The organism is Ochrobactrum sp. Marseille-Q0166, from assembly GCF_014397025.1.
Classification (GTDB): domain Bacteria; phylum Pseudomonadota; class Alphaproteobacteria; order Rhizobiales; family Rhizobiaceae; genus Brucella.
Genome location: NZ_JACJUO010000003.1, coordinates 21489 through 47237, shown reverse-complemented (window position 1 = coordinate 47237; position 25749 = coordinate 21489). Strand labels below are relative to the sequence as shown.

Here is a 25749-nt window from a genome sequence, read left to right as displayed (position 1 = left end):
TTTCGCAGTTATTTGTTCTCCTACTAATCAAGAAAGGAGAAAATCCTTCATTGTCGTCAGGGGAACAAAGCATTTGTAAGCGCTCAGGACTAAAGCAGCCAAGCGCACAAACAATGTTTAGCTCTTCCATTGAATGCAACAGATCGATCCTGACCATTATTTGATCAGTCGATAAAATAATTTAGTGGAATCAAATGACTGAAACTAAAAAATCGTCAAGTGTTGGAGTGTCCATCCGTTCAGCGACAAAAACCTATGGAGCTTTCTGTGCACTTGATTCAGTCAGTCTTGATGTAGCGCCCGGTGAATTCGTCTCAATTCTGGGACCATCTGGTTCCGGTAAAACAACATTTCTTGGCATTCTTGGCGGATTCGTTCAGCCGACGTCTGGTTCCATATGGTTGGGTAACCGCGATATTACATTGGAGCCACCGCACAAACGCGACATTGGCATTGTCTTTCAGAACTATGCCCTGTTTCCACACATGAACGTTGCCGACAATATCACATTTCCATTGCGCGCGCGCCGGATGCCAAAATCGGACTGGCCAGAAAAACTGCGCGATGCGTTGGCGATGGTAGAACTAACAGGACTTGAAGGCCGCAAGATTGACGAATTGTCAGGTGGCCAAAGGCAACGTGTTGCGCTTGCCCGTGCAATGATCTTCGAGCCACGCCTTATCCTGATGGATGAGCCGCTTTCAGCGCTCGATAAGCAACTTCGTGAGAACATGCAAATTGAACTCAAACAACTGCATCGCAAACTCGGTGCGACGATAGTTTATGTAACGCATGACCAGCGGGAAGCTCTCACCATGAGTGATCGTGTTGCGATCATGAATAAAGGCAAGATCGAGCAGATCGACATGCCGGAAATGCTGCACGACCGACCAATAAACTCTTTCGTCGCAAGCTTCATCGGTGAAGCCACGCTTCTGCCCGTCATGAGAAATGGCGACAATAGTGTCAGCCTCGCAGGCACAACGCTCCGTTCAGCCTACCCAATACCGCAAGGCGAAAAACTCTATCTCGCCCTCCATTCCGAAAAACTAACTGTCAACGATAATCCCGGAAGCGATCATGTAAATCGTCTGCGCGGAATGGTCATTGATGCGCTTTATCAAGGCGAAAGCATCCGCGTTTTCATGCAGTTGCCGTCTGGTGAAAAACTAAGTTTCCGCCTGCCAACCAATCATGCAGGCCGTGCACAGTTGCGCGCTCCCGGCGAAGAAATCGAAATTGCACTTCACCCGGAAGATACGGTGATTGTGCCGCAAGCCAACTAACGATCAAGCATCAGTATTACGAGGAAAACAGCAATGAAGATCACAGATTTTAAAGTGATGACCTTTGACGTCGTGGGCACTTTGATCGACTTTGAAAGCGGCGTTCTGAACGCAACCCGCAAAGTTGGCGGCGAAAAGGCTGCCAAGCTGACCGACGATGAAATATTCGGCCCTTATATTCGTGGGCGCGATAAGTTTTACGGTCGCTCGTCGTCGGCAATGAAGGATGTATACCTTCATATGGCAACAGAACTCGGCATCAACAACGATCAAGCTTCGGCAGACTTGTTTCAGTTCGCCATTCTGCATCATCCCGCTTTTGACGATTCCATTGAAGCACTCAAGCGTTTGCGTAAAAACTTCCGCCTCGTCGCCATGACCAACGCCGACCGTACAACGTTCTCGGCTTATTCGGAAACACTCGAAAATCCGTTCCATGACAGTGTGACCTGCGATGAAACTGGATATGCAAAGCCAAATCCAAATTTCTTTGCTTACAACAAAGGTCGTCAGTCTGCCTTCGGCTTCAAACCGTCTGAAATCCTGCATGTAGCTCAGAGCCAATACCACGATATCGGTATTGCCAAAGAGCTAGGCTACACAACATGCTGGATCGAACGTCGTCAGGGACAAAATGGCTTTGGTGGCACGCCGACACCCAAGAGCGTAACAAAGCCTGACTTCCACTTTTCGACACTGAAGCAGCTTGCCGACGCAATTGACGCTGAGCTCCTTTCAGCGTCAGTCGCAAACGCAGCATAGATCGGAGCGTCACCCCGCCATGACGACACGCCCTCCCTTCAATGACATCAAATCCCTATGGCAGGCAACAGCCGTTGAACGCCCGCAATTTTCAGCGATTGCAGGCGGAAGCCAATATGATGTCGCAATCATCGGAGGTGGCTATACCGGCCTGTCAACAGCGCGATATCTAGCACGCAAAGGCCTGTCAGCGATCGTGCTGGAATCAAGCCGTATCGGATGGGGCGCAAGTGGGCGCAATGGTGGGGTCGTCTCTGCTAAATTCCGGCTGGCATATCGTGATATTGCCAGCCGCTTCGGCATTGATGTCGCACGGCGTATGCACGACATCAGCATTGAAGCCGTAGAACATGTCGGCGAACTGGTCCGCAATTACGCTATCAAAGATGCAAATTATCACGCCACAGGCTCTCTCCGGTGCGCGCATAATCAGGTCTCGCTTGATGCAATCAAAGCGGAATGCACATGGCTAAATGAAGCACTCGGCGACACGGCTTGTTCGATACAATCTGCTACACAACTAGCAGAAGAGACGGGTACGAATGATTTCGTCGGCGGCATGCTCAACACCCACGGCGGCATTATTCATCCGCTCAATTTTGTCTTAGGATTAGCACACGGCGTGCAGGCTGAAGGTATCACAATCTGCGAAAATACATCTGTGACAGGCATCAAACGGGAAACAAACGGTGTCATTGTCGAAACACAAAACGCTGCCATTCGTGCACAGACGGTTGTTATCGCAACCAACTCTTATTCTGACCTGACCAAAGCTACCGCACCTGTACGAAAGGCAATCATCCCATTCCGCTCGGCAATGATCGCAACGCAACCACTCACTGGCACAGCGGGTGAAAGCCTTCTTAAAAACGGGCGAAGCTATACCGAAACCCGGCGCATGATGCGCTGGTTCCGCAAGTCTGGCGATCGGCTTATTTATGGCGGCCGCGGCGCGTTTGGAAAATCGGATTCCGAAGCAGCATTTACGGCCTTGCAGAAAGCGATGGTGAAACAGTTTCCTGAACTTCAATCCGTTCAGGTCACGCATCGCTGGTCAGGCCTTGTTGCTATGACACTCGATAGTCTTCCCCATGTCGGACGTCTCGATGACAGGATTGTTTACGCGGTCGGTTATAACGGAACAGGTGTCGCTATGTCGTCATATATTGGCAAGCATGTGGCTGAACTTGTCACTGGCAACCGAGTTGATCTAGGTCTGCTCACGCAACTCCCGCTCAAACAAATACCTTTTTATGGTCTGCGCGCACCAGCCGTTCGTGTTGTTGCAGGCTGGTATCAGTTTCTCGACGCCATCGGTCGTTGAGGGAGATCGAAGCTGTGCGCCGGAGCAGCTGTTTTAATCAAGCCGGTAGACAAGAATGGACCCGGAAAGTCCACATAGAGGAGAACGAACATGCGCATACGAACTCTCGCATTCCTCCTGTCCTCAGCGGCGTTTGCCACAGGTATCAGTCAAGCATCTGCTGAACAGATCACCTTCGTTTCACAGGGCGGCGCTTATCAGGAAGCACAGACCAAAGCCATTCTGGATCCAGTTGCGGAAAAGCTCGGCATCACGATCAATCAAGATAGTTCGCCAGATGCATGGCCTGTGATCAAAACGCAGACTGAGACCGGAAAGCCGGTTTGGGATGTTATTGATACGCCAGCAAAAGACTGCATTCGCGGCGGCGAGCAAGGCATGATCGAAAAGCTCGATTTCTCCAAGCTGCCGAATGTCAAAGACATGCCAGCAGAATATAAGTCCCCTTATTCGGTCGCTTATGAATTTTACTCGAGTGTGCTCGCATATAACAAAGATAAGTTTGGCGATAATGCACCAAAGACATGGGTTGACTTCTGGGACGTGAAAAAATTCCCCGGAACCCGCGCCTTGCGCAATCATCCGCTGGCAACACTTGAAGCCGCTCTGATTGCGGATGGCGTTCCAATGGATAAGCTTTACCCGCTTGATGTCGATCGCGCTTTTAAAAAGCTTGAGGAAATCAAACCGTTCGTCACCGTCTGGTGGACATCCGGTGCACAATCGGCACAGCTTCTTGCCGATGGCGAAGTCGATATGACAATGGCATGGAACGGTCGTGTTTCAGCCGTAGTGAAAGAAGGTCTGCCGATTGGCTACACCTTCAATCAGGGCTTCCTGCAATATACGTCGCTTTGCATTCTAAAAGGCGCGCCCAATCTCGAAACTGGCGTGAAGTTCATTAATGCAGCCTTAGACCCAGAGGTTCAGGCGAACTTCCCCGCTTACATCGATTATGGCCCGGCAAACCCTGCTGCCTATAAGACAGGTAAGATCTCGCCTGAACGCGCGACCGAGATGCCAAGCTCACCGGATAACGCAGCCAAACAGGTTCTCATTTCAGATGAATGGTGGAGTTCGCCAGCGGGTGAAGACGCTCAGAAGCGCTGGGCCGAATTTATTCAGAAGTAACATCAGTAAACGCGCATGCCGTTATGGTGTGCGCGCTTTTCGCAGTTGAGCGATTCAGCATTTCACGGTGATATTGATGAGCAGTCTGGCCTTAAATCCAAGTGAACTCTATCGACGCAAAGAAATGCGGCTGATGCTGTTTCTTCTGGCGCCCGCATTGGCAGTCGTCACTGCTCTTCTGATTGTGCCACTTGGCTGGCTTGCATGGCAATCCATCTGGCAAGACGGTGGTTTCACCGCCGTTCACTATCAGCGTTTTCTGACCGAAAACGTCTATTGGATGACATTTCTGCAAACCTTCAAGATTGCATTTATCGTCACAATAGCGGCCCTTTTGCTTGGCTATCCGATTGCTTATCTCGCTGCAACCGTCCCGCACAAATGGAGCATCGTTATTCTCGCGATGGTCATTTTACCGTTCTGGACCAGCGTGCTCGTGCGTGCTTATGCATGGCTTATCCTTTTGCAACGAACAGGTCTGGTCAACTCGGCACTAAAGTCGCTTGGCCTAATCGATGCACCGCTGCTTCTCGTAAACAATGAATTTGGAACTGTCGTAGCAACAATCCATATTCTGCTACCGTTTATGGTCTTGCCACTTTACGCAACAATGCAGAAAATACCGCGTGAACTTTCGATGGCCGGATCAAGCCTTGGCGGCACGCCGTTTTATGTCTTCACGCGAGTTTTTCTGCCTTTATCCCTACCGGGAATGATTGCGGGTATGGTGCTGGTGTTTGTGCTTACACTCGGCTTCTACATCACACCGGAGCTGCTTGGCGGCGGGCGAACCTATATGGTTTCCATGCTCGTTTCCCGCAATATCGAAGTTTACCATGAATGGGGCGCTGCGTCGTCAATCAGCGTTGTGCTATTGATCTGTGTGTTCCTGATCTTCCGGTTAACCAGCATGGTCATCCCGTTTGAACGGATTATGGGGACGAAGTAAGATCATGTCAATTTCCCGCGCAATCCTTATCACAGTCGTTTCGCTTATTCTGGTCTGGCTCATCATCCCGATCCTGATAATTGTTCCCATGTCTTTTTCAGGAACGCGATTTTTAACCTTTCCGCCGCCAAGCTGGTCGTTTCGCTGGTATGAAGCGTATCTCGCCAGCAGCGCATGGATGCAGGCAACAAAAGTTAGTCTGATCGTTGCGATAGCAAGTGCAATTCTTTCCACGATCATCGGCACTGCTGCCGCCTACGCGCTCAACCTGACATCCTCCAGGCTTGTCCGCAGTATGCAGGTGGTTTTGCTTCTGCCACTGGTTGTGCCCATCGTCATCACTGCCGTGGGCGTGTTCTTTGTCTTTGCAAAGGTCGGATTACTAGCAACACTTTCAGGCCTCATCCTTGCCAATGTGATGCTCGGCCTTCCTTATGTAGTCACGTCAGTTTTGGTGGGCTTGCGCAAATTCGATCCCACACAAGAAATGGTGGCCCGTAGCCTCGGTATGAACCGCTTTCGAGCCTTCTTTGCTGTCACATTACCACAAATTAAACCAAGCGTTATCTCGGGCCTGTTGTTTGCTTTCATTTCTGCTATCGACGAAACTGTTGTTTCGTTGTTTATTTCCGGGGGACAATATCAGACGCTGACAAAACGCATGTTCACAGCACTTCGTGACGAGATTGATCCGACCATTGCATCGATCAGTTCTCTCCTGACCGCAGTATCCTTTATCGTCGTCATGCTCGCAGCCTTGAGTAGCGGTCGGCAGCCTAAGGAGCATGCAGCAGCATGATTGCCGACCACCTCATACTCGGCGGCGGTTCTGCGGGTTGCGTTCTGGCTGCTCGGTTGTCCGAAGACCCGAACCGGCGCGTGATACTTGTCGAGGCAGGCCGTGACATCAGTGCATCTGAGATGCCCGATGCCATTCGCAGCCGTTATCCGGGACGCGCTTATCTCGACACAAACAACATCTGGGCTAAACTTAAAGCCCGTATGGGAGCATTTGGTAATGACCACGATAATCGCCCCCCACGCCGCTATGAACAAGCTAAAATTCTCGGCGGCGGTTCAGCAATTAATGCGCTAATGGCCAATCGCGGTGCACCTACGGATTATGACGAATGGGAGAAGCTCGGCGCACAGGGGTGGAGTTGGGAAAACTGCCTTCCCTATTTTCGTAAAATTGAAGCGGATCGTGATTTTTCTGGACCTCTGCATGGGCATGATGGACCAATTTCAATCCGTCGAATCGACGATAAAAGCATATCGCCATTCGTTGATCGGGTGATGCACACAATAGACAGAAATGGTTGGCCGATTGGTGAGGATCAGAATGGCGAATGGCGCGATGGGACATATCGCGGAGCTATGGCCGTTAGTGATAGCGGTGAACGACTTCCCACGTCCGTTTCTTATCTAACTGACAAGGTTCGTAAGCGACCCAATCTGAAAATTATGACCGGCTTTGCAGCCGTAAAGATCACGTTTGACGGAAAAAGAGCTACCGGCGCTATTATCAGAAGCAATAACCAAGACACTGACGATATTAAACTCGACGCACATGAAGTCATCGTTTCGTCAGGCGCAATTCACTCACCTGCCTTGCTAATGCGTTCCGGTATTGGCCACGGTCAGCACCTTAATAACCTTGAAATCCCGGTCATTCATGCGCTTGCAGGTGTTGGTCAAAACCTGATGGAACATCCTTCCATCGCGGTCGCTGCATATTTGCCGCCGCTGGCACGCAACCACGATCCACTTGAACACCATGAACAAGCGATCTGGCGATACTCATCTGGCCTCCCCGGCACGCCATCCGGTGATATGCATGCAGCAATTCTTGCACGTTCTGGATGGCATTCGGTCGGCAAGCGCATCGGCAGCCTGTTCTTTTGGGTCAATAAATCCTATTCGCGGGGGGCAGTTTCGCTTTCTTCTCCCGATGCATACGCAGAACCGGATGTTGATTTTCGTATGTTGAGCGATGAGCGTGATCTATCGCGCTTAAAGGATGCTGTCCGAAAAGGTGCCGCAGTCCTCTCTGATCCGAATATGCGCGAGTTTGCTGACACGGTTTTCCCCTCCAGCTACACGCCACGCGTGGCAAAAATTGCCACACCCGGAACATGGAACGCATTTCAGCGCGGCACCCTGTCAGCCATGCTGGATGCAGCGGGACCGTTGCGAACGGCCCTCGTTCATACTGCCATTACATCGGGTGTCAGTATCAAATCGCTGTTAGGAGATGATGGGGACCTTACCAGTTTCGTGCGTCAGCATGTTGGCGGTACCTGGCACGCTTCCGGCACATGCCGCATGGGCATGGCGGATGATCCACTTTCCATTACTGATGCGAGCGGTAAAGTTAACGGAATTGATCGGCTTCGCGTTTGCGATGCGTCGCTCATGCCCACAATCCCTTGTGCAAACACCAATATGCCCACGCTCATGATTGCCGAAAGAATAGCCGACATTATAAAAAGTAAGATATATTAATGACAAACGTGAGCATATAGACTGAGCCCATCATCTGATTGCCAATCAAGAACATGCGCCCCTTTCTATAAAATTCTGTCGACAATTTTCTACCCCTCAAACTCGATTATTGGCGCTCCAGAGGCCATGGTGAATGTCCTTGCCGTCAACACGGTCGAAACCATGGGCGCCAAAGAAATCACGCTGCGCCTGAATGACATTGGCTGTGCCACGCGCACGACGATAGCTATCAAAATATCCAAGTGCAAACGCGAGCGCTGGCACTGGTAATCCAGCCAGTACAGCAATCGAAACAATGCGCCGCAATGCCCCATCTGTTTCATTAATGAGAGCAGAAAAGCTGGTGTCACAATGAGATTGGCCGCATCTGGTGCAGCTTTAAATGCACTCGCAATCTCATCAAGGAACTGCGATCGAATAATGCAACCCTCACGCCAGATCTTGGCGATGGTAGGCATTGGCAGGCTCCGGTTAAACTCCCGAGAGGCGGCGGAAAGTGTCGCAAATCCCTGCGCATAAGCGTCAATCTTGGCTGCCAGAAGAGCATTTTCCAGATCATCAATGAAAGCCGCCTCATCGGCAACTGACAAAGCTGGAACCGGTGGCAGTCCGAGAATATCTTCCGCAGCGATACGCTCTTCATTGAGCGAGGAAATGCACCGCGCAGCAACGGCAGCTTCAATGCTGGTTACTGCAACGCCCATATTCTGCGCTTCAATAACAGACCACTTTCCGGTGCCTTTTTGCCCTGCTTTATCAAGGATGACATCGACAACCGGATTTCCAGTGGCCGGATCGCTTGCAGCCAGCACCTTCTCTGTAATTTCTATCCGATAGGAATTCAGGCATCCCTTGTTCCACTTGCCTAAAACTTCTCCGATTTCAGCAGCCGACATGCCCAGACCATCGCGCAAGACACCGTAAATTTCAGTGATCATCGGCATATCGGCATATTCAAAGCCATTATGGATGGTCTTCATAAAATGACCCGCGCCATTTTCACCAAGCCACGCGACGCATGGTTCATCTTTAAATTTTGCAGCAATCGACTTCAAAACCGACTGAACGCGATTGTAAGATTCCTCTGCGCCGCCGACCCTGATCGAAGGACCATGCCGCGCGCCTTCTTCACAGCCGGAAACACCCATGCCAATGAAGGTCAGACCACTGTCTTTGAGGCTTTCAAAACGACGCATCGTATCGCGAAAATTTGCATTCCCCGCATCGATCATAGGTAGTCAGTAGAGAAGCAGTTGCTGTCAAACCCTCTGGGCCATCAATCGGTCACGTAAGGAAATCATATCCTTGCATACCTGCTCCAAATCTTTAGCGATGAACCCTTCCGCGTACTGGAATTTTTCGTCTTCGAGCAGAGATCTAAGTTTGCCGCAGTAGCGTGCAGTTTCGCCCTCTATCACAAGCCCATTCTTATGCTCAAATTCGCTACTCCATGCAATCGCGTCTTCTTTAGTGATGGCTGCCGGAAGATCGAGAACGAGCTTGTTATTTTCGAGCTGCACCGGATAACCACCAGGCAAACCATCTGGCCCCGGTGCGTGGCCACGCCATGTCGTTCCAGCGGCCAACGCGAGAATAAGCGTCACACCAGAGGCACCGGAAATTTCGATCGCCGGTTCGGGTGTCAGTTGGCAATGTTTAAATATATCGAAAACACTTTCCAGTTGGTTTTCACCGACATATACCAAAGGCGCTTGCGCCCCAATCCGTTCTTCCGGGGGCTTTCGCCATGCTGCGAGACACTGATAATGCGCGACCACACGCAATGGATCAGACGGTGCATGCTGATAGGCACCTTCAAACACATTCGACAAGATTGCGACATTGCCAGTGCCACATAGCACGTCATATCCCATCGCTTTAATGATGCCATTGACCACATCGGGGAATGAGCAATTGATGAGCACTGGGCGGCTTTCACGGCGTGATATTGCTGCTGCCATACGCGATGAGATAAGTGCCTGAAATACGGCTGTGGCACTCAATCCGCCTTCAGCAACAAATTGAGTCCAGCGATTGCCCTTGTCAGAAATAACTGTCGATGTTTGAATAGATGCCGCCTGTACAACAATACGCGGATCGCATTCTTCCAGCAGCCGGTCGCTGGCACCTTCTGCAACCATATTGACTTCGATGGTAGAAAAGCAAACAGGCGTCGAAAACATTGCTGCGCGTGCGTTACCAGCAGTTTTCAGCCAGTCGAGGCGCATCTTATTTCTGCCAGCGATCACCACATGGACCGGTGTTTTAGCGGTCGCAGCTATGTCCAGAGCAATACGCCCTGCAAACATGCCAGTGCCAGTAATCAGAACATCACAGCTCATATTGCTTTCCCTCTCACTTCTTGCGGTGCCACCCATCGGTCTTCCGGATCCACGTCCAGCAGATGCTTCTGAATTCTCTGACTAGGCGTTCTTGGGAAACGCTCCACAATGGAAATATATTTGGGCCGCTGATGGGGAGCCAATCGCGTTGAAAGCCAAGACCATATCTCTAGCGGATCGGGCGCACTGGATAGTCTCGGCTCGATGAAGAGATGGATGTCATATTCTCCAATATCTGCTTTAACACCGACAAGAGCAGATTCTTCGATATCGGGGTGTCGGTTCGCAACACTTTCAACTTCAAAGGCAGAAACATTTTCACCCTTGCAGCGAATTGAATCGCCAGTTCTGCCATGAAAATAGAGATGTCCCCCCTCATCCCACGAACCGAGATCACCCGTATAAAAACCATCATATTTCAATGCTTTGGCGGTTGCGTCTGCATTGCGATAGTAGCCTGCGGTGATGGCCCCGGGCAAAGTAGTAGAAACTACAATTTCACCCTTGCCTTCACCGCGCTCTAACACCTTACCATTCTGATCAACCAGCCTGACCTCAAAATAGGGTAGTGCCCGTCCTACCGAGCCGACTACATTTTCATCATTGAAGGTCGTCAAAGATGAGCACTCCGTCATGCCGTAACATTCGCGGATCTGAACACCGAAGCGCTCCTCGAACGCGCGCCAAACAGAAGGCGCACAGCCGCCGCCCCAGGCGACGCGGGCATTGTGGTCCCGGTCAAATTGGCTCTCAGGCTGCTTTAACAGGATCTGAATAATACCACCCAGATGGTGAATGTGAGTGCAGCCGGTTTCGCTAACCTGCTTCCAGAACTGAGACGCACTGAAACGCTCCGCCATGGTAAGCGTTATGTCATGGAACAGAGGGAGTAGAATTACCTGCGCACCACCAATATGATAGAATGGCTCCCACATAAAAAACTTATCGCCCGGCTTCAAATCGGTACAAAGTGCAACCGAATGGCAGGCAAGTTCCAGCATCATATGTGTCACCATGACACCTTTTGCTGGTCCAGTGGTGCCTGATGTAAACATGATGGCAGCAAGATCATGGGGACCCGGTAAATCGACTGCGGGTGCGTCTGACGTATATTCCGGGAACGAAGTATCCGCGACGATCTCTATAGCCGTGCCGGTAAGTTTTGCGCTGCCGCGCATAACATCAGCAATTTCCGGCTCACAGAAAGCGAGTTTTGGTTCTGTCGTTTGGAACACATTATCTAGGGCGCTGCCTACGAGAGCCGGATTAACCGGCACCCAGACAAGGCCACGACGCAGAAGCGCAAATACAAGAGCCAGCGAATAGGGGCTGTTAGCCATCATCACGACCACACGGTCGCCGGGGATTAGCTCTGCTTGCGCCAGCCCGTGGCCAATCGCTTCGGACGCCTTATAGAGGTCGTCGAAATTGCACAACTGGCCGTTTAAAGTCGCGTAGGTATTGTGCGCACTGTTTCGCGCGCGGTCTAAAAATGACCGCACCAGTCCATGGATATGCATCTTGCATCCTTAGTATTTGCTATCAAAGATGGGAGTTTATCTTTGAATTATCGTTCGAGTTTACGTGCGAGCAGCAGGATCACTGTCACGATCAGAAGAACGATGACAGAGACCGCGGCCAAGGTCGGATTCAATTGCAGGAACATGTCGTCCCACATCTGCTTTGGAAGGGTCGTTTTCAGCCCACCCGATACGAAGATCGCAATCGTCAATTCATCCAGCGATGTTACGAAAGCAAAAAGTGCGGCTGACAAAAGGCCACCCCGTAACAGAGGAATAGTGATCAGGCGCAACACGGTTAATTTGCCCGCTCCCATCGTTTCCGCCGCCTGATTAAGACGCCAGTCGTAATTTTTGAGAACAGAGCCAATGGTTATAAATGCGTAGGGAAGAGCGAGAAGTGTGTGGCCGATCACAAGTCCTGTATCAGTGGCCACCAGGCCAATCTGAGCCAGGAGATAGAACAGGCCAACCGCAATTACAATCCTCGGTACGATCATAGGAGCCAGCATCAAGCCAAAGATCAGACCGTTAAGGCGGGATGAGCTGCGCGAAAGTGCGAGCGCAGCCAGCCCTCCAAGAACTGTGGCGAAAAATGCTGTGGCAAAGGCAACCCCGAACGAACGCATTGTTGCGCTCATCCAGATTGCAGAATTGAAATATTGTTCAAACCAACGCAGCGAAAATCCGGGAGGGGGAAAGGCCAGGTTTCTGCCGGAAGTAAAACTGAGTGGAATAACGATCAGACCCGGCAACATCAAAAACGCGATCACCAGCACCACATAAATGGTTCTGACCGGACTGCCGTTCGTCTTTGGTGTGAATACACGATCGAGCGGTAGGAAAACGCGGGCGATGATAGCAAGAAGACCATATCCCAGTTTGCGCAACAGACTGTTGGACGACATCGCTTTTTTGCCTTGCGCACCGCTTCCTGACGAAAGGGACGATAAGCCAAAGAGCTTGTTGTAACCGACAATAACAATCAGCGCTGCAACGACCAGCATCGTGGCGAGAACCGCTGCAAAAGGCCAGTTAACGATTTCCTGAACCTGGGTAATGATCGCCTGCGCAAGCATGGTTTGCTGACGACCGCCCAAAAAGGCTGGAACGATAAAGAAGCCGAGCGACGTAATGAAGGTCAACAAACCGGCAGCCACCACGCCGGGCATAGAAAGTGGGAAATAGACAAGCCAGAAGCGATCTGAGCGACTTGCACCCATAGTTGATGCGGCAAGCGTGAGACGACCATCAATTCCGGACATAACCGGAAGCATGGAAAGAATGGCAAGCGGTATCATGGCGTGAACCATGCCGATCAATACGCCCAACTCATTATACATGAGATTGACAGGACGCTCCGATGCACCAGACCCTAGAAGTATTGAATTGAAGACACCGTTTTTACCGAGCAGGATCATCCAGGCAAAGGTTTTGACCAGATAGGATGTCCAGAAGGGTAACAGGACAAGCATCAGCATATTGCCGCGCTTGCGATCTTCAAGGCCAGCGAGCCACATCGCGATTGGATAGCCGAACAGTACTGAGAACAGTGCCGTCAAAGCCGAAATTTCTAGCGTTATGCCAAGAATTCGCCAGTAGAGCAGGCTGTCGCCGAGGCGCTGATAATTGATAAGCGAAATGCTTCCCTGACCTTCATCTGTAAAGCTGAGGCCGAGTAGCCGAAACATGGGGAGCAAAAAGAAAACGGCAAGAAGAAGCAGAGCCGGAGCCGCCAGCCATATCGGATCAGGTTTCCAGTTTTTAGCCGAGGCTGTCGTCATGATACGATCCTCGCGACAGACCGGTTCCAGTAAAGACGAACTGTGTCATTCTTGGAAGGAAGGTTGGTTGCCAGTGGATCATGGCGCACACTGAACTGGCTGCCATCCGAAAGCCTGACCAGCAGGCGGACATCAGAGCCTATATAAACAGTATCGTCCAGAATGCCTTCCAAACAGTCTTGTTCGGTAGATTGGGGCTGTCCGACAAAAATTTGCTCGGGACGGATAATAAGTGCCAGATCTGATGCTTGTTTGTCACGCGCTGTAAACTGTCCGGTAAAACTGCCAACAGCGGTTTCGATCGTAGCAGTCTTTGCACTTGCTGAAATGCGTTTTCCCTTAATGATATTGGACTGGCCAATGAAAGACGCTGTGAACACGGTTTCCGGGTTGAGATAAATCTCGCGTGGTGGAGCAATCTGCTCGATCTGAGCATGGTTCATCACACACACACGGTCCGACATGACCAGCGCTTCTTCCTGATCATGGGTTACATAAATGACTGTGGTGCCGAACTCCTGATGCAACCTGCGAATCTCAAGCTGCATATTTTCACGCAGCGATTTATCCAATGCACCAAGCGGCTCATCCATAAGAATGATTTTCGGGCGATACACAAAGCAGCGTGCTAAGGCAACGCGTTGCTGTTGTCCGCCGGAAAGCTCACGTGGGAACCGATGCCCAAATGCGCCAAGCTCTACTTTGTTAAGCGTTTCGGTAACTTTTTTGCTGATCTCAGACTGGCTCATGCCACGCATTTTCAGCGGAAATGCGATATTCTCAGAAACCGTCATGTGCGGGAACAGCGCATAGTGCTGAAACACCATGCCCATACCGCGCGCATTGACCGGTCGATGCGTCCAATCTTCGCCTTCAAAAAACATCTTGCCAGTTGTCGGCGCCACCAGTCCCGAGATGATCTGAAGAAGTGTGGTTTTTCCCGACCCGGACGGTCCAAGCAAGGTGAGGAACTCACCATCCATAATGGAGAGCTGCGTGGGTTTCAGCGCTGTGAATTCCCCATAATTTTTGGAGATTCCATCGAGCAAAAGCTTCTCAGAGCGGATGTCCTCAGTCATTACTACTCCGTAGTCTGGTATTTCTCCCAAAGCCAAATTAGCGTTTGAGCAATGTGCGGAAGGGATTAAATGGGAGAGCGAACGCTCTCCCATCGAGGACTTGCGTTAATGCAGGAGCCAACCATTGAAGCGTTCTGTCGCCGCGTTGCGGTGCTCCAGCCAGTACGGGTCAGATGCCAGTGTCATCTTGCTCAGGTTCTGCGGAGCTGTTGGGAGGATGGCGGCACGATCCGGTGCAATGAAATCATATGCCTTCAGATTTGTCGGTCCATAAGCCAGATATTCAGTGAACTTTGCCTGCTGTTTGGCCTGGGCACAGAAGGCGATAAACTTGCGCGCCAGATCGGCTTTTGGACTACCTTTTGGAGCCACCCAGCCCTCAATTGAGTATAGACCTTGGTTCCAAACGATTTCAGCAGGAGTTCCATTATCAATTGCAGCTTGGAAACGAGCGTTCCAACCCGCAATCATATCCACTTCACCACTTTCCAACAGCTGAGTGGATTGAGCTCCTCCTGTCCACCAAACGTCGATATGATCCTTAATCTCATCAAGCTTGCGGAACGCACGGTCGAGATCAAGCGGATAAAGATCCTGCGGAGCGACCCCATCAGCCATAAGGGCAATTTCCAGCGTGTCGAGCGGGTTCTTCCGCAAAGAACGACGTCCCGGAAATTCCTCGACTTTCCAGAAATCAGCCCAGCTCGTCGGAGCTTTTGGACAGGTTTCCTTATTGTAGGCGAGAACCGTTGAATAAACATCCGTGCCAAGCATATTGGAATGCACGGCCTCAGGCATCACATCAACGACATCTGCCGCAGGAATGTCGAGAGGTTCAAGCAATCCATCCCGCTCTAGAATGAGGCGAGCAGAAAGCGTCGAGGTACAAACATCCCAGATATAAGAGCCGGTTTCCACGATTGACTTAAACTGAGCTGTTGGTTCAGCATCGCGCGCAACACTCTGGATTTCTATCCCGGTTTCTGCGGTAAAATCATCGTAAAAAGCCACGCGATAGCCTTCTGCGAATGGTCCACCGGGATCTGCCACCACCAGACTGTCTTTTGCCCATGCTTTCTGATTGATCATTGGCAAGGTCAATGCAGCTGCCCCTCCGAGAAGCATGCCGCGGCGACTGACCTCAAAAGTTGATTTCTTCATATTGTTCCCTCTTATCGTTTAACGTGCACTTCGCTTTCCATTTAAGCTGTCCAACGGGTTAGCTTACCCATTGGACTGGCTTGGTTCGGAGAACTACAGAGCGCAACGTCTGCTGTATGTTAAACCGCGAAACGGGTCGCTTATGTGAAGGTGTTACGCCTCCACCTTACGAGCAGCACGTTCCGCAAAGAATTTTTCCATCATGGCTTGCGGCTCGCCGGTCGCGTAGGCATCTGTCTGAATAAGAACGCCAGAATGCATTGCGTCATCGAATCCCTGTTGAGTAACTTCGGCAATTCGCTTCCGATTGAGGCGCATAGCGACCGGAGGCTTCGACGCCAAAAGATTGGCAATTTCAAGTGCTTCGCTCTGTACTTTCTCCTGATCAACCAGTCGCGAAATGAGACCAAAGGAATAGGCTTCTTCAGCCTCAAGCATGCGGCCAGTGAGTGTGAGGTCGATGGTGCGGGAAAGCCCAATCATCTCACGCATGATCCAGTTGCCGGTAACGGTTGGGATGCCTGAGTTAATCTCAGGCTGCCCCATTGTTACGCCCGCATGAGCGATGCGCAGATCACATAGAAGAGCAATCTGGAACGCAGAGCCGGCTGCAACGCCATTCAGAGCTGCCACGATTGGCTTGGAAGACTCACGGAACAGCGAGTAGAGCGCCTTCCATTCTCCCATCCAGCCTTCTGCACTTGACGCATCAAACGTCTTGCTCTCACTAAGATCCTGACCTGCGCCAAATGCGCGATCCCCTGCACCTGTAAGGATCACTGCACGAACGTCATTCTCCCGTTCAGCCTCGATGAGTGCCGCAATAAGCTGGTCGCGCATAGGCTTGTTCCATGCGTTGAGCTTTTCAGGCCGGTTCAGGGTAATGCGACGAACAGATCCTATCGTCTCCGTGAGAATAAAGTTGCTCAACTGCGCCTCCATTATTGTAATGCAATATTATTTATTATATAGAAACAAGAGAGGTGGTAGACGTCAAGGAAAAGTTGCGACTTCCCCGATTTTTTCAGCAAACAGGAGGTTTAATGCAGCAAGAACTTGCTCTATAAATTCCTGAATTGTGATTTAAGTTATCGACATATGATTGTTGAGTAAGGGAAAAGGCTGAAAGCGATGGAAAACAGCCCAAAAAAGACAGATCCGTTAATGGTGCAATCTGTGGCGAAGGCTTTTAATATACTTCGTGCTTTTGATCGCTATGACCCTGCTATGACCTTGTCGCAAATCGCGCAGAAGGCCAATATAGATATTAGCACAGCACAAAGGTTCGCCCATACATTACATCAGCTTGGCTATTTGAATAAACATCCGCAGAATCGCCAGTATGAGCTTTCTATTAAGGCTCTAGATCTGGCATATCACTTTATCGGAAGCTCAAAGCTTGTTGATAGAGCGATGCCTATATTGCAACATCTGAGTAAACAGACCGAGGAAACCGTAAATCTGACGGTTCTCGATGGATCTGAGATAGTATTCGTAACGCGGTTTTTGAGCAGGCATCTACTCAATACTGATGTTATTATTGGGTCTCGGCTCCCGGCATTTTGTACGGCACCTGGAAGAGCTATATTATCTCGCCTTCCTCGTGAGAAAGTAACGGAGATAATCAACAATTCTGAGTTGCGTAGCTTTACGCGAGACACAACGACCGATCCGGAGCGCATTATGGCCATGATCGCTGAAGCTCGCGCAGCTGGTTTTGCTACAGCTTATGAAGAAATTTATCACGCTGATGCGTCAATCGCAGCCCCGATCACCCATCCAAATGGCGACGTTTTAGGCGCGGTCAGTGTTGCCGTGACGCTTGCGCGTTACAAGCGGGAAGATGTACCTGCAAAGTTTGCCAATCTTGTCATTGCAGCTGCCCACTCCATGTCGGTGAGCTAATATTCGCATTGCCCAGCGCATTTTGATTGACAATAGGGAAAACTTATACTTACCATTATAAGATAGTAGTTATTGCATAACAATAATGGGGAACATAATGAACGGAGGTCAATTCCTTCCTATAAGCTCAGGCAAAAAGCCGGACTTCGTTATTTATTTCGATGACCACTCCATTCCTGCTTATCACGGAGAGACCGTGATAGCGGCTTTGTTACGGCAGCAGAAAAGCCTGTCATTCTCAGAGTTTGATAAAACACCGAGAGCCGGCTTTTGCCTAATGGGAGCATGTCAGGACTGTTCTGTCTGGACACACTATGGTGAACGCTTGCGCGCTTGCCGCGCAACTGTTGAGGAGGGGCAAAAGCTCCTCAGCCGTGCGCCAATGCATGGATTTCCGGTATGACATCCAGGGATTTCAACTTACCGCCGGTCATTATCGGAGCAGGCCCGGCAGGACTTGAAGCCGCCAAGACATTTGTTGCGGCAGGCATTCATCCGATCATACTGGAAGAGACTAATTCCCCCGGCGGTCAGGGTACACGTCGACTGCATCCGCGGATCGAAGAACATGGCCAAGAGATATTTGGCCGGAATGCTTACAAAAAAATCTTACTGCGCCAGCAAGATGAAGACGCCGTTCTTTCCCGCTGTGATTATCGCTCTGGCACCATGGCATGGGCTATCTACAACAATACGGTTTCGACGATCTCTGATCGTTATCAGAGTGAAATTCCTTATCAGCAATTATTGATTGCTATCGGTGCAACTGACCGCATTATGGCAGTTGAAGGGTGGCAGCTCGGGGGTATTTACTCTCTCGGCGGTGCGCAGGTTGCACTGAAGACCCATGGTAGTTCGATTGGAAAAAAGATCGTATTTGCCGGCTCTTCCCCACTTCTTTACCTTGCAGCGGCACAATATATGCGCCTCGGTTTTAATGATATTACGATTCTGGATACGACCGCTCAAAGCGCCAAGTACAAAGCTGCGTTTCATATGGCGCGCTATTCTTTGAAAACCTTGCTTGATGGATTGCGTTTTATCAGAGAACTCAAATCATGTGGCGTCAACATCATAAATGGCGCTCATCTAAATAAGTTTCAAGGCAATGATCACGTTGAAGCCATCAACTATACAGACAGGAATGGCACGAAGCATCGGCTGGAATGTGATGCGGCTGCGTTTGGTTTTGGTCTGAGATCAGAAACCCAGCTGGCCGAACTTGCAGGAGCCAAAATCGGGTTTGACCCACATTTCCGACAATGGTTCCCGATGACTTCAGAAAATGGCCAGGCGCGTGATGATCTTTGGCTGGCAGGCGATTGTGTGGCAATTGGCGGAGCAGAAGCTGCGGCAGCCTCTGGTCGGTTGGCCGCGCTGTCTATGCTGCAACAACGAGAAAAATCGACCGAGCCAGCCGCCTTAGCGGCTCTACAGAAAAAAGTTAACCGGCTTCGAAATTTTCAACGTGCTATGACGACTGCGTTCCAGTGGCCTCACGATAATGCCTCATCACTGGCAGACGACACTTATGTCTGCCGTTGCGAAAGAGTGACGGTAGGTGAGATCAGGCAGGCGGTGAAATCCAACATTGCCCACACTGAAGTCAATCGTATCAAAGCGATTACACGTTGCGGCATGGGACGATGCCAAGGCCGCTATTGTAATCAGACTTTGCAGGAGCTCGCTATCTGCACTTCCGGCAAATCGCCAGAGTTAGTTGGTAGACTAAGAGCACAAGCTCCATTTCGCCCGATTCCGGTTGGTCCGTCTGACATGAAAATGTGTGAGCAGGAACAGGCAAATGGATAGCAAACATGACACGATTGTCGTTGGTGGCGGGCTTTTCGGAGTCTGTACGGCCTATTTCCTTGCAAAAGCTGGCCAGAACGTCCTTCTGCTTGAAAGCAATTATATCGGCGCGGCCTCGAGCGGCGCTAACTTTGGTGGCTTACGCTTACAAGGGCGCGCACTTACACAATATCCACTATCATTATTAGCGCAGCAATATTGGGAGAACTTCGAACACGAGTTCGGCTCAAACTGCGAGTATGAACGCAATGGAATGATCTATTTTGCTCACAACGAGAAAAGCCGTGAGAAGCTTTTTCATTATGCCAGCAATTCTCATCAGTGTGGTCTTGCGATTGAAGTCTGGGAAGGCGAAGCTTTACGCAGAAACCTGCCTTGGCTGAGCAAAGATGCGCTTGTTGCATCCTATTCTGCGGCATGCGCCGTAGCTAACCCACGCCTTGCTACACCCGCCATTGCCCGCGCCTTTAAAAAACGCGGAGGTAAGATAATTGAAAACTGCCCGATTACGCAGATTCAGAAAAGCTCTACAGGCTTTAAAGTGGTCAGCGTCGATGGACGAAAGTTCTTCTCTGATGTCGTCGTCAACGCAGCCGGTGGCTGGGCCGATAAAATTGCTGAAAGCTTTGGTGAAACAGTGCCACTGTTCCGAGCAGGCCCACCACAGTTTGTTACAGAACCCCTCCCCTATGTTCTGAAACCGTCCGTCTATAGCATCGACGGCGATCTGATTATCAGACAAATCTCGCGTGGTAATTTTATATTTGCAGGCTACCCGCGCACCATGTCTAATGACGATGGCAAACACACATTCGTTCCGCCCACGAAAACCCTCAACGGAACGCATGCAATTGGGCAATATATTCCAGCGTTAAGCAAAGCAGAAATTATTCGCGTATGGTCAGGCGTAGAGGCCTATTTGCCAGACATGCTCCCGATAATCGGCGCGTCTGAAACGACGCTGGGGCTCTATCACGCATTCGGTGGCAGTGGCGGCGGATTTCAGATTGGTCCGGCTGTAGGCGTTTGCCTTACCAATCTGATACTTGGACGTTCAAACCCTGTCTCAATCGAACACTACAGCATTTCTCGTTTCAAAGCCGAAATAAAAAGCAGCGATAAATTGCTTTCGGAATTTGATAACGCTTACCCTACAGCTGTAAATACTTCTTGACGTCGCGACCAAACTGCTATGCTAGGAGTAGCGTCAGTATTTCCAAATGCGCCAGATGCTGTATCACTGCAGATTGCTTTTGTTGCTTCCCGCAAGCGGTTGTTAATCACTTCACGCAGAAAGCGACTCTCCCCAATAAGCACGACCGGAAGCGTACTCTTTAACTCGCCTGATAAATCTAACAACGCAGCCTTTACTGCCGGGGCATCGATCTGGAATATGAGAGCTTTTTCTAGCGAGGAGCGCCAATCACTGTGGCCAAACGTGATGCTCATTGGGCGTTTACATAGCATTAGCTATCGGCATAGTGTCGACTTTTAATACTAGATAGGCATTTTGCACGTCATAGGTCAATTGAGGGCAAACATACAAATCGGACGGAAACTGCTCCATAATACGCGATCGTTATATTTTATATTATTTAAGCCGCTGATAGCGGACAATATTGTATAACGATGATTAACCGCCAAAGCACTGTCTTCGCCATTGATAAAAACAGAAACGTTCTCTGCAAGAGAAGCGGTTCCTATAATGCGGGTTTAGTCGCTTCCCCAGCACCATTTATTTTAACTTCATAGGTTTATGTCTCTGAGGCTATATAATTGCCACTAACCGTGATCTTACCAACAGAATTATCGGGTGCAATGAGCCCATTGTTTTCAAGATCTTCAACAACTGCCCACTACCACGCTGATTTGATGTTGCATCAACCATGACACTTCCCTTAATTGAAATACCTGTTACTAGAAAATCCAAGACAGAATTCAAACTCTGGATATCCCCTTACAAATTCGAACCAATTGCGAATTTTAAGAGACTGCTACCCTTTAATGGGCTGAAACCGCGGATGCCTTGCGCTTGGCTATCCCATATGGATGAGCTAACAAGAGTAAACATCGGTATAACCGATGTTTACTCTTGTATCGTAGCTATATCCCCCGCAATTCAGTATAATCTTTAATATTGAAATGAATTTCACCCATTTTCGTTTCAGCTGTTTCACAGGTAAAAGTGAGGATACTTCCTGCTTTACTGGAAGAAGAGAATTACCGCTAATATTTAATTCGTTGTGTAAACTTTTGAGTAAATATGGCGATATGGTTAAGTTCTATTTCTGCAAAGATGGTGATTTGTGAGCTGCCAAAAGCTTTATAAGCAGCGTACCAGCCCACCGCGGCAGGCCAGTGAACAGTATCATTGGTGATAGCCAGACCAACAGAGAAGCTATGCTACCATGTGATGCAGCGGGCCGGCTTAGACCGGCTGGAAAACCCATCGCCATTCGCTCCAGCAAATATATAAACAATACGATTGAGTAGGATCATCTTTGTGGACGCCAAGAATCTCAATATCAATATTATCTGACAGCAGTCAGAACTCCTCGGCGCGATAGCTGTTCGAGTGTACGGACATTATGCATCGCTTCTGTCCGGCTCATATCTAGAGCGAATGTCTTTTCTGCTGCGTAACGATCACCTGTCAAGACCTGCGCCATCGCGAGATTCTGACGAATAACAGGATCATCCAGATAGGAGCGTGCAAGCTCCCCCAAATGATTGGATGCCTCTCCCTGTCGCCCCGCCAGTATATAAGAAACTGCAAGGTTATTATTCCCATTCCTGTCGGTAGGCAGGCTTTCTAGTAATTTGGTATACTGATGCTGAGCTTCTTGGTGGCGCCCTTGGAGATCGAGCGCTACACCAAGGCCATTCAACGCTTCCGCAGACTGCGGGCGGACATTTAATATGGTAAGGAATTGTTGTTCGGCTAAAACTGCTTCATTAGTCGCTAACATAACACGCCCAAGTCCCAGCTCACCAGCGGTGCGGTTACCCCGCGCAATGGCATTTTTGTAGTGAGCTTTTGCTCGAAGATAGGCGTGATGCACAAAATAGGTGTCAGCAACCTTCAATGCTGCTTCGGCAGAAGCTGGATTATTTTCACCGATATTGTCGAGAATCTGATAACCTTTAGCATAATTTCCAGCAGATAAAAACCTCTCGCCCGCTGCGACTTGACGTGTCACGCTATCAGCATTGGAGTTAGGCCCCGCACATCCAGCTATTGATGCCAGACAATCCACGGCACAAATCACTATACATATGCGCGCAACGATGTGCCAATTACGTTTCTTTTTGTTGTAACCTACATCATGACGTCTAATAGGTCTCATTCTGGACTTTTCTTTCTAATGAATTAAGTATCTCCGACATTCCTTCGGCTGATCGGGCCAAAAGGAATTTTCCGGGTTGAGCCATGTTAAAAAAGTCATTCGCAACGCGCGGCATATATAATGTTGGTATCCGGAGATTCCTATAAAGATGCTTAACCGCCCCAACAGCAGAACCTTTAACCCGAGCTACCATAAACGGCGGCATACCAGACGTTTCATTAAAAATGATAGCCACCAAAAGTTCATTGCTGTAAATTACATGAGTAGCTTCTTTGGCGAGAGGGATATGACTGTCCTGCTGCGCAATTGCTTTGCGCGCTGATTTAATCTGAGGATCGCCTTCTTGGGACTTGTATTCGCGCCTAACTTCATCTTTGGACATTTTGCTTTGAGACAAAAACAATCGGCTTTGTATCCACCAATCCAAAACAGCGAGTGTGCACAAGATAGATAGAATTCCAATAACGATATGTCGGAATAGTCGAAGAAAATATAAAAAGATAGCATCTACATCATATAACATCGCATAATGAGCATTATGGATATTTGACACAACAAATAAATATAATAGGCAAGCTATGGCGCCAAAATAAATCGTGAGCCGAAGTGCGTTGTAAAGGGTCGCTTTTGATATTATACGTTTTAACCCATTCACTGGGTTGAGTTTGTCAAACTTTGGTGAAAGTGCTGACGGCGCAACGTTGAACTTATTGAAAAGTAGGGTACTTAGGAGAGTTACGCCCGCCGATCCCACGCTAAATGCGAGGGTAAAGTAAGCAAGCGGATAGACATACCGACACGATTGTATAATCCCTTGAGTGAACGATTGTGTTGGACTCGTCATAGCGATGTCAAATAAAACAAAAGTTGCCGCGCTGTAGTGCGGTGCAAGAGCAGCTAAAATAGCAACTGATGAAAGCAAACAGATCGCTTCTGTAGCATTCTTTCGTTGTGGGATATTGCCTTTCTTACGCTGTTCTCGCAGTCGAAATTGTGTAGGGCTTTCTGTCTTATCATCACTCATGGTTTCAACACTTCCAGCATCATGCGCGAACCGTTGCTAAAAGTTTTCATAAGCTCTGGAAACAGAATATGAAAATACGAAAAAAGCATAATTATAAGGATCGCAGATTTTACAGGCATACCAAATGTGAGTGCATTCAGATTGGGTGCGCTCCTTGCGATAAAGCTAATGACAATATCAGCGAGCAACATAAAAACTGATATCGGCAGCACAATAATGAGTCCTGATAGAAGCATCTCACCTGAAAATTTTAAAAGGAGCTGTAGTGTTTTTTCACTAATCTCAGGCCAGAAATCTGATGGTGGCCAGAGGAGTAAGCTCTCATAAAGCAGTTTTACAATTATCAAAAAGCCGCCGGAGGAAAAGAAAAATCCGTTGAACACTTGGGACAAAAGAATGGCCGTTGGTGTGGTCTGGTTAACAAAAACTACGTCAAAATCTTGAGCCTGTGTGCTGCCTCGCTGAGAATCAAGAATAGCACCAGCCATTTCAAGCCCGCGTACCGGGAGCCAGAGTACAATTCCCATCAGGTATCCTGTCGCGGCTTCTTTAATGATGAGAAGGATAACCCGTTTGGTCGGATGCAGATCATTCGACGTGAGCGTTGGGATTGCCGCCGGCAGACAGACTAAGCTGATGGCGAGAGCTAACCCCAGAGCGAGCAACCGCGGGATGGTGCGTCTAGACAATAAGGGAGACGCCACAAAAAATGCGCAGAAGCGTGCTACAATTAGAATTGTGGCGAGGCTTACGGCAAAGATCTGATTATTATCAGAAAAGTCAAACATCAGCAAAGAACCAGTTGTAGATCAAGTCACCACAAACTCCATCATCGGATCACATTGTCTAAGGATTTTTCTTTTCAAGCACGCTTAAACCATTCCAATTATAGCAATATTACACGATCAAGCATCTTTTCCATGAGAACCAATAATTGGTGCGCCATAGACGGGCCCATCACGAATAGCATGATCACGACGGTGGTTAGTTTTACACCGAATGATAGCGTCTGTTCCTGCAACTGGATTACCGTTTGTAACAGCGCAACTATAATTCCAACTATAGTGACAACTACAATGATTGGCATTGATAATAAAAATATAAGCTGAACAGCGGTACTTGCAGTAAAAAGCACTTCATCTGATGTCATTTTCTTTTTTACCCTGGCGCATAACTGAGCACAAGATTGTGCAGAAGGCGTGCCCACCCATCGACTGCAACAAACAAGAGGATTTTAATCGGAAGAGAGATGAGCATGGGTGGAACCATCATTGCGCCCATCGCTAAAAGAATGTTTGATACGATCAAATCAATAATTACAAAAGGAAGAAAAAGAAGAAAAGCGATTTCAAATGCTTTTGTTATTTCGGATACCACGTGTGCTGGTAGAAGTATAAGAATATTTTTTTCGGTAACATAATCATGTAGATCATGAGGCCACATTTTTTTTGCGGCATCCATAAAAAACGCAAGCTCTTTCTTTTCCGAAAATTTTGTAAGGTATTCTCCATAATCCTTCTCGATTATGGAATATACATCTACCGCACTCTGCCACTCGTTAAGCACGGGATCGAGTTCAGATATTTTCAATGTAATTCCAACAGCAATGGGCGCCATGATAAACGCCGCCAGAACAAGCGCTATCGAATTAATAACGAGACCCGAAGGAGCCTGCTGGACGCCCATCGCGTTACGCACAAGTAGAAGAACAATTGAGATTTTCGTGAATGCAGTTCCCATTACGATGACGAGAGGCAGAAAAGTCAATGCCATAATTGCAAGCGTTGTCGGAACGACGGGAACCAATCCGTTTAACAT

General features: G+C 49.1%; 23 protein-coding genes and 1 pseudogene. 11 read left to right on the top strand and 13 right to left on the bottom strand.

Going from position 1 to position 25749, the window contains the following annotated elements; translation table 11 throughout:
* The first annotated feature begins 194 nt into the window (after nucleotides 1-194).
* The 7 genes from H5024_RS18780 (at nucleotide 195) to H5024_RS18750 (ending at nucleotide 7957) form a co-directional block, all read left to right on the top strand.
* Complete coding sequence (locus tag H5024_RS18780; RefSeq protein WP_187548751.1) at nucleotides 195-1286, top strand: ABC transporter ATP-binding protein; 1092 nt, start codon at nucleotides 195-197, stop codon at nucleotides 1284-1286.
* 33 nt (nucleotides 1287-1319) lie between these two features.
* Nucleotides 1320-2048, top strand: coding sequence for an HAD-IA family hydrolase (locus H5024_RS18775; RefSeq protein WP_187548750.1), 729 nt, complete (start codon nucleotides 1320-1322; stop codon nucleotides 2046-2048).
* Nucleotides 2049-2067: 19 nt separating this feature from the next.
* A complete protein-coding gene (locus tag H5024_RS18770) occupies nucleotides 2068-3372 on the top strand; it encodes an FAD-binding oxidoreductase (RefSeq protein WP_187548749.1) in 1305 nt (434 codons plus the stop codon).
* Between the two features lie 90 nt (nucleotides 3373-3462).
* Nucleotides 3463-4503 carry an ABC transporter substrate-binding protein gene (locus H5024_RS18765; RefSeq protein ID WP_187548748.1) on the top strand — a complete coding sequence of 347 codons (1041 nt, stop codon included), beginning with the start codon at nucleotides 3463-3465 and terminating at the stop codon, nucleotides 4501-4503.
* A gap of 76 nt (nucleotides 4504-4579) precedes the next feature.
* Nucleotides 4580-5452 (top strand): ABC transporter permease, encoded by an 873-nt coding sequence (locus H5024_RS18760; RefSeq protein WP_187548747.1) that lies wholly within the window; start codon nucleotides 4580-4582, stop codon nucleotides 5450-5452.
* A gap of 4 nt (nucleotides 5453-5456) precedes the next feature.
* Nucleotides 5457-6251 (top strand): ABC transporter permease, encoded by a 795-nt coding sequence (locus tag H5024_RS18755; protein WP_187548746.1) that lies wholly within the window; start codon nucleotides 5457-5459, stop codon nucleotides 6249-6251.
* Nucleotides 6248-7957, top strand: coding sequence for a GMC family oxidoreductase N-terminal domain-containing protein (locus H5024_RS18750; RefSeq protein WP_187548745.1), 1710 nt, complete (start codon nucleotides 6248-6250; stop codon nucleotides 7955-7957). Before H5024_RS18755 ends, H5024_RS18750 begins: the two co-directional genes overlap by 4 nt.
* 96 nt (nucleotides 7958-8053) lie before the next feature.
* On the opposite strand, the pseudogene gndA reads toward H5024_RS18750, so the two are convergent.
* From gndA to H5024_RS18715, 7 genes and pseudogenes are all read right to left on the bottom strand, one after another.
* A pseudogene (gndA, locus tag H5024_RS18745) lies at nucleotides 8054-9189 on the bottom strand (NADP-dependent phosphogluconate dehydrogenase); the annotation flags it as partial.
* Between the two features lie 27 nt (nucleotides 9190-9216).
* Entirely contained in the window at nucleotides 9217-10299 is a 1083-nt protein-coding gene (locus H5024_RS18740; protein WP_187548744.1) for a hypothetical protein, read from the bottom strand.
* Nucleotides 10296-11819 carry an AMP-binding protein gene (locus H5024_RS18735; protein WP_187548743.1) on the bottom strand — a complete coding sequence of 508 codons (1524 nt, stop codon included), beginning with the start codon at nucleotides 11817-11819 and terminating at the stop codon, nucleotides 10296-10298. The genes H5024_RS18740 and H5024_RS18735 overlap by 4 nt, the downstream gene beginning before the upstream one ends.
* 47 nt (nucleotides 11820-11866) lie before the next feature.
* Nucleotides 11867-13603, bottom strand: a complete 1737-nt coding sequence (locus H5024_RS18730) for an ABC transporter permease subunit (RefSeq protein WP_187548742.1) — start codon at nucleotides 13601-13603, stop codon at nucleotides 11867-11869.
* Nucleotides 13600-14682, bottom strand: a complete 1083-nt coding sequence (locus tag H5024_RS18725; RefSeq protein ID WP_187548741.1) for an ABC transporter ATP-binding protein — start codon at nucleotides 14680-14682, stop codon at nucleotides 13600-13602. Before H5024_RS18725 ends, H5024_RS18730 begins: the two co-directional genes overlap by 4 nt.
* A 105-nt stretch (nucleotides 14683-14787) precedes the next feature.
* A complete protein-coding gene (locus H5024_RS18720) occupies nucleotides 14788-15843 on the bottom strand; it encodes an ABC transporter substrate-binding protein (RefSeq protein ID WP_187548740.1) in 1056 nt (351 codons plus the stop codon).
* A 153-nt stretch (nucleotides 15844-15996) separates the two neighbouring features.
* The gene (locus tag H5024_RS18715) at nucleotides 15997-16773 is read right to left on the bottom strand and encodes an enoyl-CoA hydratase/isomerase family protein (protein WP_187548739.1); all 777 of its coding nucleotides are present in this window, start codon (nucleotides 16771-16773) and stop codon (nucleotides 15997-15999) included.
* Nucleotides 16774-16974: 201 nt separating this feature from the next.
* On the opposite strand from H5024_RS18715, the gene H5024_RS18710 reads away from it, so the two are divergent.
* From H5024_RS18710 to H5024_RS18695, 4 genes are all read left to right on the top strand, one after another.
* Nucleotides 16975-17748 (top strand): IclR family transcriptional regulator, encoded by a 774-nt coding sequence (locus tag H5024_RS18710; protein ID WP_247875387.1) that lies wholly within the window; start codon nucleotides 16975-16977, stop codon nucleotides 17746-17748.
* Nucleotides 17749-17833: 85 nt separating this feature from the next.
* Nucleotides 17834-18151: a (2Fe-2S)-binding protein gene (locus H5024_RS18705; protein WP_348770721.1), complete on the top strand. Its 318-nt coding sequence runs from the start codon at nucleotides 17834-17836 to the stop codon at nucleotides 18149-18151.
* Nucleotides 18148-19560, top strand: coding sequence for an NAD(P)/FAD-dependent oxidoreductase (locus H5024_RS18700; protein ID WP_187548737.1), 1413 nt, complete (start codon nucleotides 18148-18150; stop codon nucleotides 19558-19560). The genes H5024_RS18705 and H5024_RS18700 overlap by 4 nt, the downstream gene beginning before the upstream one ends.
* Entirely contained in the window at nucleotides 19553-20734 is a 1182-nt protein-coding gene (locus H5024_RS18695) for an FAD-binding oxidoreductase (protein ID WP_187548736.1), read from the top strand. Before H5024_RS18700 ends, H5024_RS18695 begins: the two co-directional genes overlap by 8 nt.
* Here H5024_RS18695 and H5024_RS18690 read toward each other — a convergent pair.
* The 6 genes from H5024_RS18690 to sctR form a co-directional block, all read right to left on the bottom strand.
* Nucleotides 20707-21009: a hypothetical protein gene (locus H5024_RS18690; RefSeq protein ID WP_187548735.1), complete on the bottom strand. Its 303-nt coding sequence runs from the start codon at nucleotides 21007-21009 to the stop codon at nucleotides 20707-20709. The genes H5024_RS18695 and H5024_RS18690 overlap by 28 nt on opposite strands.
* Before the next feature lie 1082 nt (nucleotides 21010-22091).
* The gene (locus tag H5024_RS18685; protein WP_187548734.1) at nucleotides 22092-22760 is read right to left on the bottom strand and encodes a hypothetical protein; all 669 of its coding nucleotides are present in this window, start codon (nucleotides 22758-22760) and stop codon (nucleotides 22092-22094) included.
* A gap of 133 nt (nucleotides 22761-22893) precedes the next feature.
* Nucleotides 22894-23931, bottom strand: a complete 1038-nt coding sequence (locus tag H5024_RS18680; RefSeq protein ID WP_187548733.1) for an EscU/YscU/HrcU family type III secretion system export apparatus switch protein — start codon at nucleotides 23929-23931, stop codon at nucleotides 22894-22896.
* Nucleotides 23928-24719 (bottom strand): flagellar biosynthetic protein FliR, encoded by a 792-nt coding sequence (locus H5024_RS18675; RefSeq protein ID WP_187548732.1) that lies wholly within the window; start codon nucleotides 24717-24719, stop codon nucleotides 23928-23930. The genes H5024_RS18680 and H5024_RS18675 overlap by 4 nt, the downstream gene beginning before the upstream one ends.
* 98 nt (nucleotides 24720-24817) lie before the next feature.
* Nucleotides 24818-25081: a flagellar biosynthetic protein FliQ gene (locus H5024_RS18670; protein ID WP_187548731.1), complete on the bottom strand. Its 264-nt coding sequence runs from the start codon at nucleotides 25079-25081 to the stop codon at nucleotides 24818-24820.
* 8 nt (nucleotides 25082-25089) lie between these two features.
* A complete protein-coding gene (gene sctR / locus H5024_RS18665; RefSeq protein WP_187548730.1) occupies nucleotides 25090-25749 on the bottom strand; it encodes a type III secretion system export apparatus subunit SctR in 660 nt (219 codons plus the stop codon).

Coding starts and splice junctions, on each gene's coding strand:
- H5024_RS18725 (WP_187548741.1), bottom strand. CDS start 14,682: ATGACTGAGGACATCCGCTCTGAGAAGCTTTTGCTCGATGGAATCTCC.
- H5024_RS18675 (WP_187548732.1), bottom strand. CDS start 24,719: ATGTTTGACTTTTCTGATAATAATCAGATCTTTGCCGTAAGCCTCGCC.
- H5024_RS18750 (WP_187548745.1), top strand. CDS start 6,248: ATGATTGCCGACCACCTCATACTCGGCGGCGGTTCTGCGGGTTGCGTT.
- H5024_RS18670 (WP_187548731.1), bottom strand. CDS start 25,081: ATGACATCAGATGAAGTGCTTTTTACTGCAAGTACCGCTGTTCAGCTT.
- H5024_RS18695 (WP_187548736.1), top strand. CDS start 19,553: ATGGATAGCAAACATGACACGATTGTCGTTGGTGGCGGGCTTTTCGGA.
- H5024_RS18760 (WP_187548747.1), top strand. CDS start 4,580: ATGAGCAGTCTGGCCTTAAATCCAAGTGAACTCTATCGACGCAAAGAA.
- H5024_RS18770 (WP_187548749.1), top strand. CDS start 2,068: ATGACGACACGCCCTCCCTTCAATGACATCAAATCCCTATGGCAGGCA.
- H5024_RS18730 (WP_187548742.1), bottom strand. CDS start 13,603: ATGACGACAGCCTCGGCTAAAAACTGGAAACCTGATCCGATATGGCTG.
- H5024_RS18690 (WP_187548735.1), bottom strand. CDS start 21,009: ATGAGCATCACGTTTGGCCACAGTGATTGGCGCTCCTCGCTAGAAAAA.
- sctR (WP_187548730.1), bottom strand. CDS start 25,749: ATGTTAAACGGATTGGTTCCCGTCGTTCCGACAACGCTTGCAATTATG.
- H5024_RS18705 (WP_348770721.1), top strand. CDS start 17,834: ATGGGGAACATAATGAACGGAGGTCAATTCCTTCCTATAAGCTCAGGC.
- H5024_RS18735 (WP_187548743.1), bottom strand. CDS start 11,819: ATGCATATCCATGGACTGGTGCGGTCATTTTTAGACCGCGCGCGAAAC.
- H5024_RS18740 (WP_187548744.1), bottom strand. CDS start 10,299: ATGAGCTGTGATGTTCTGATTACTGGCACTGGCATGTTTGCAGGGCGT.
- H5024_RS18780 (WP_187548751.1), top strand. CDS start 195: ATGACTGAAACTAAAAAATCGTCAAGTGTTGGAGTGTCCATCCGTTCA.
- H5024_RS18755 (WP_187548746.1), top strand. CDS start 5,457: ATGTCAATTTCCCGCGCAATCCTTATCACAGTCGTTTCGCTTATTCTG.
- H5024_RS18710 (WP_247875387.1), top strand. CDS start 16,975: ATGGAAAACAGCCCAAAAAAGACAGATCCGTTAATGGTGCAATCTGTG.
- H5024_RS18765 (WP_187548748.1), top strand. CDS start 3,463: ATGCGCATACGAACTCTCGCATTCCTCCTGTCCTCAGCGGCGTTTGCC.
- H5024_RS18775 (WP_187548750.1), top strand. CDS start 1,320: ATGAAGATCACAGATTTTAAAGTGATGACCTTTGACGTCGTGGGCACT.
- H5024_RS18680 (WP_187548733.1), bottom strand. CDS start 23,931: ATGAGTGATGATAAGACAGAAAGCCCTACACAATTTCGACTGCGAGAA.
- H5024_RS18720 (WP_187548740.1), bottom strand. CDS start 15,843: ATGAAGAAATCAACTTTTGAGGTCAGTCGCCGCGGCATGCTTCTCGGA.
- H5024_RS18700 (WP_187548737.1), top strand. CDS start 18,148: ATGACATCCAGGGATTTCAACTTACCGCCGGTCATTATCGGAGCAGGC.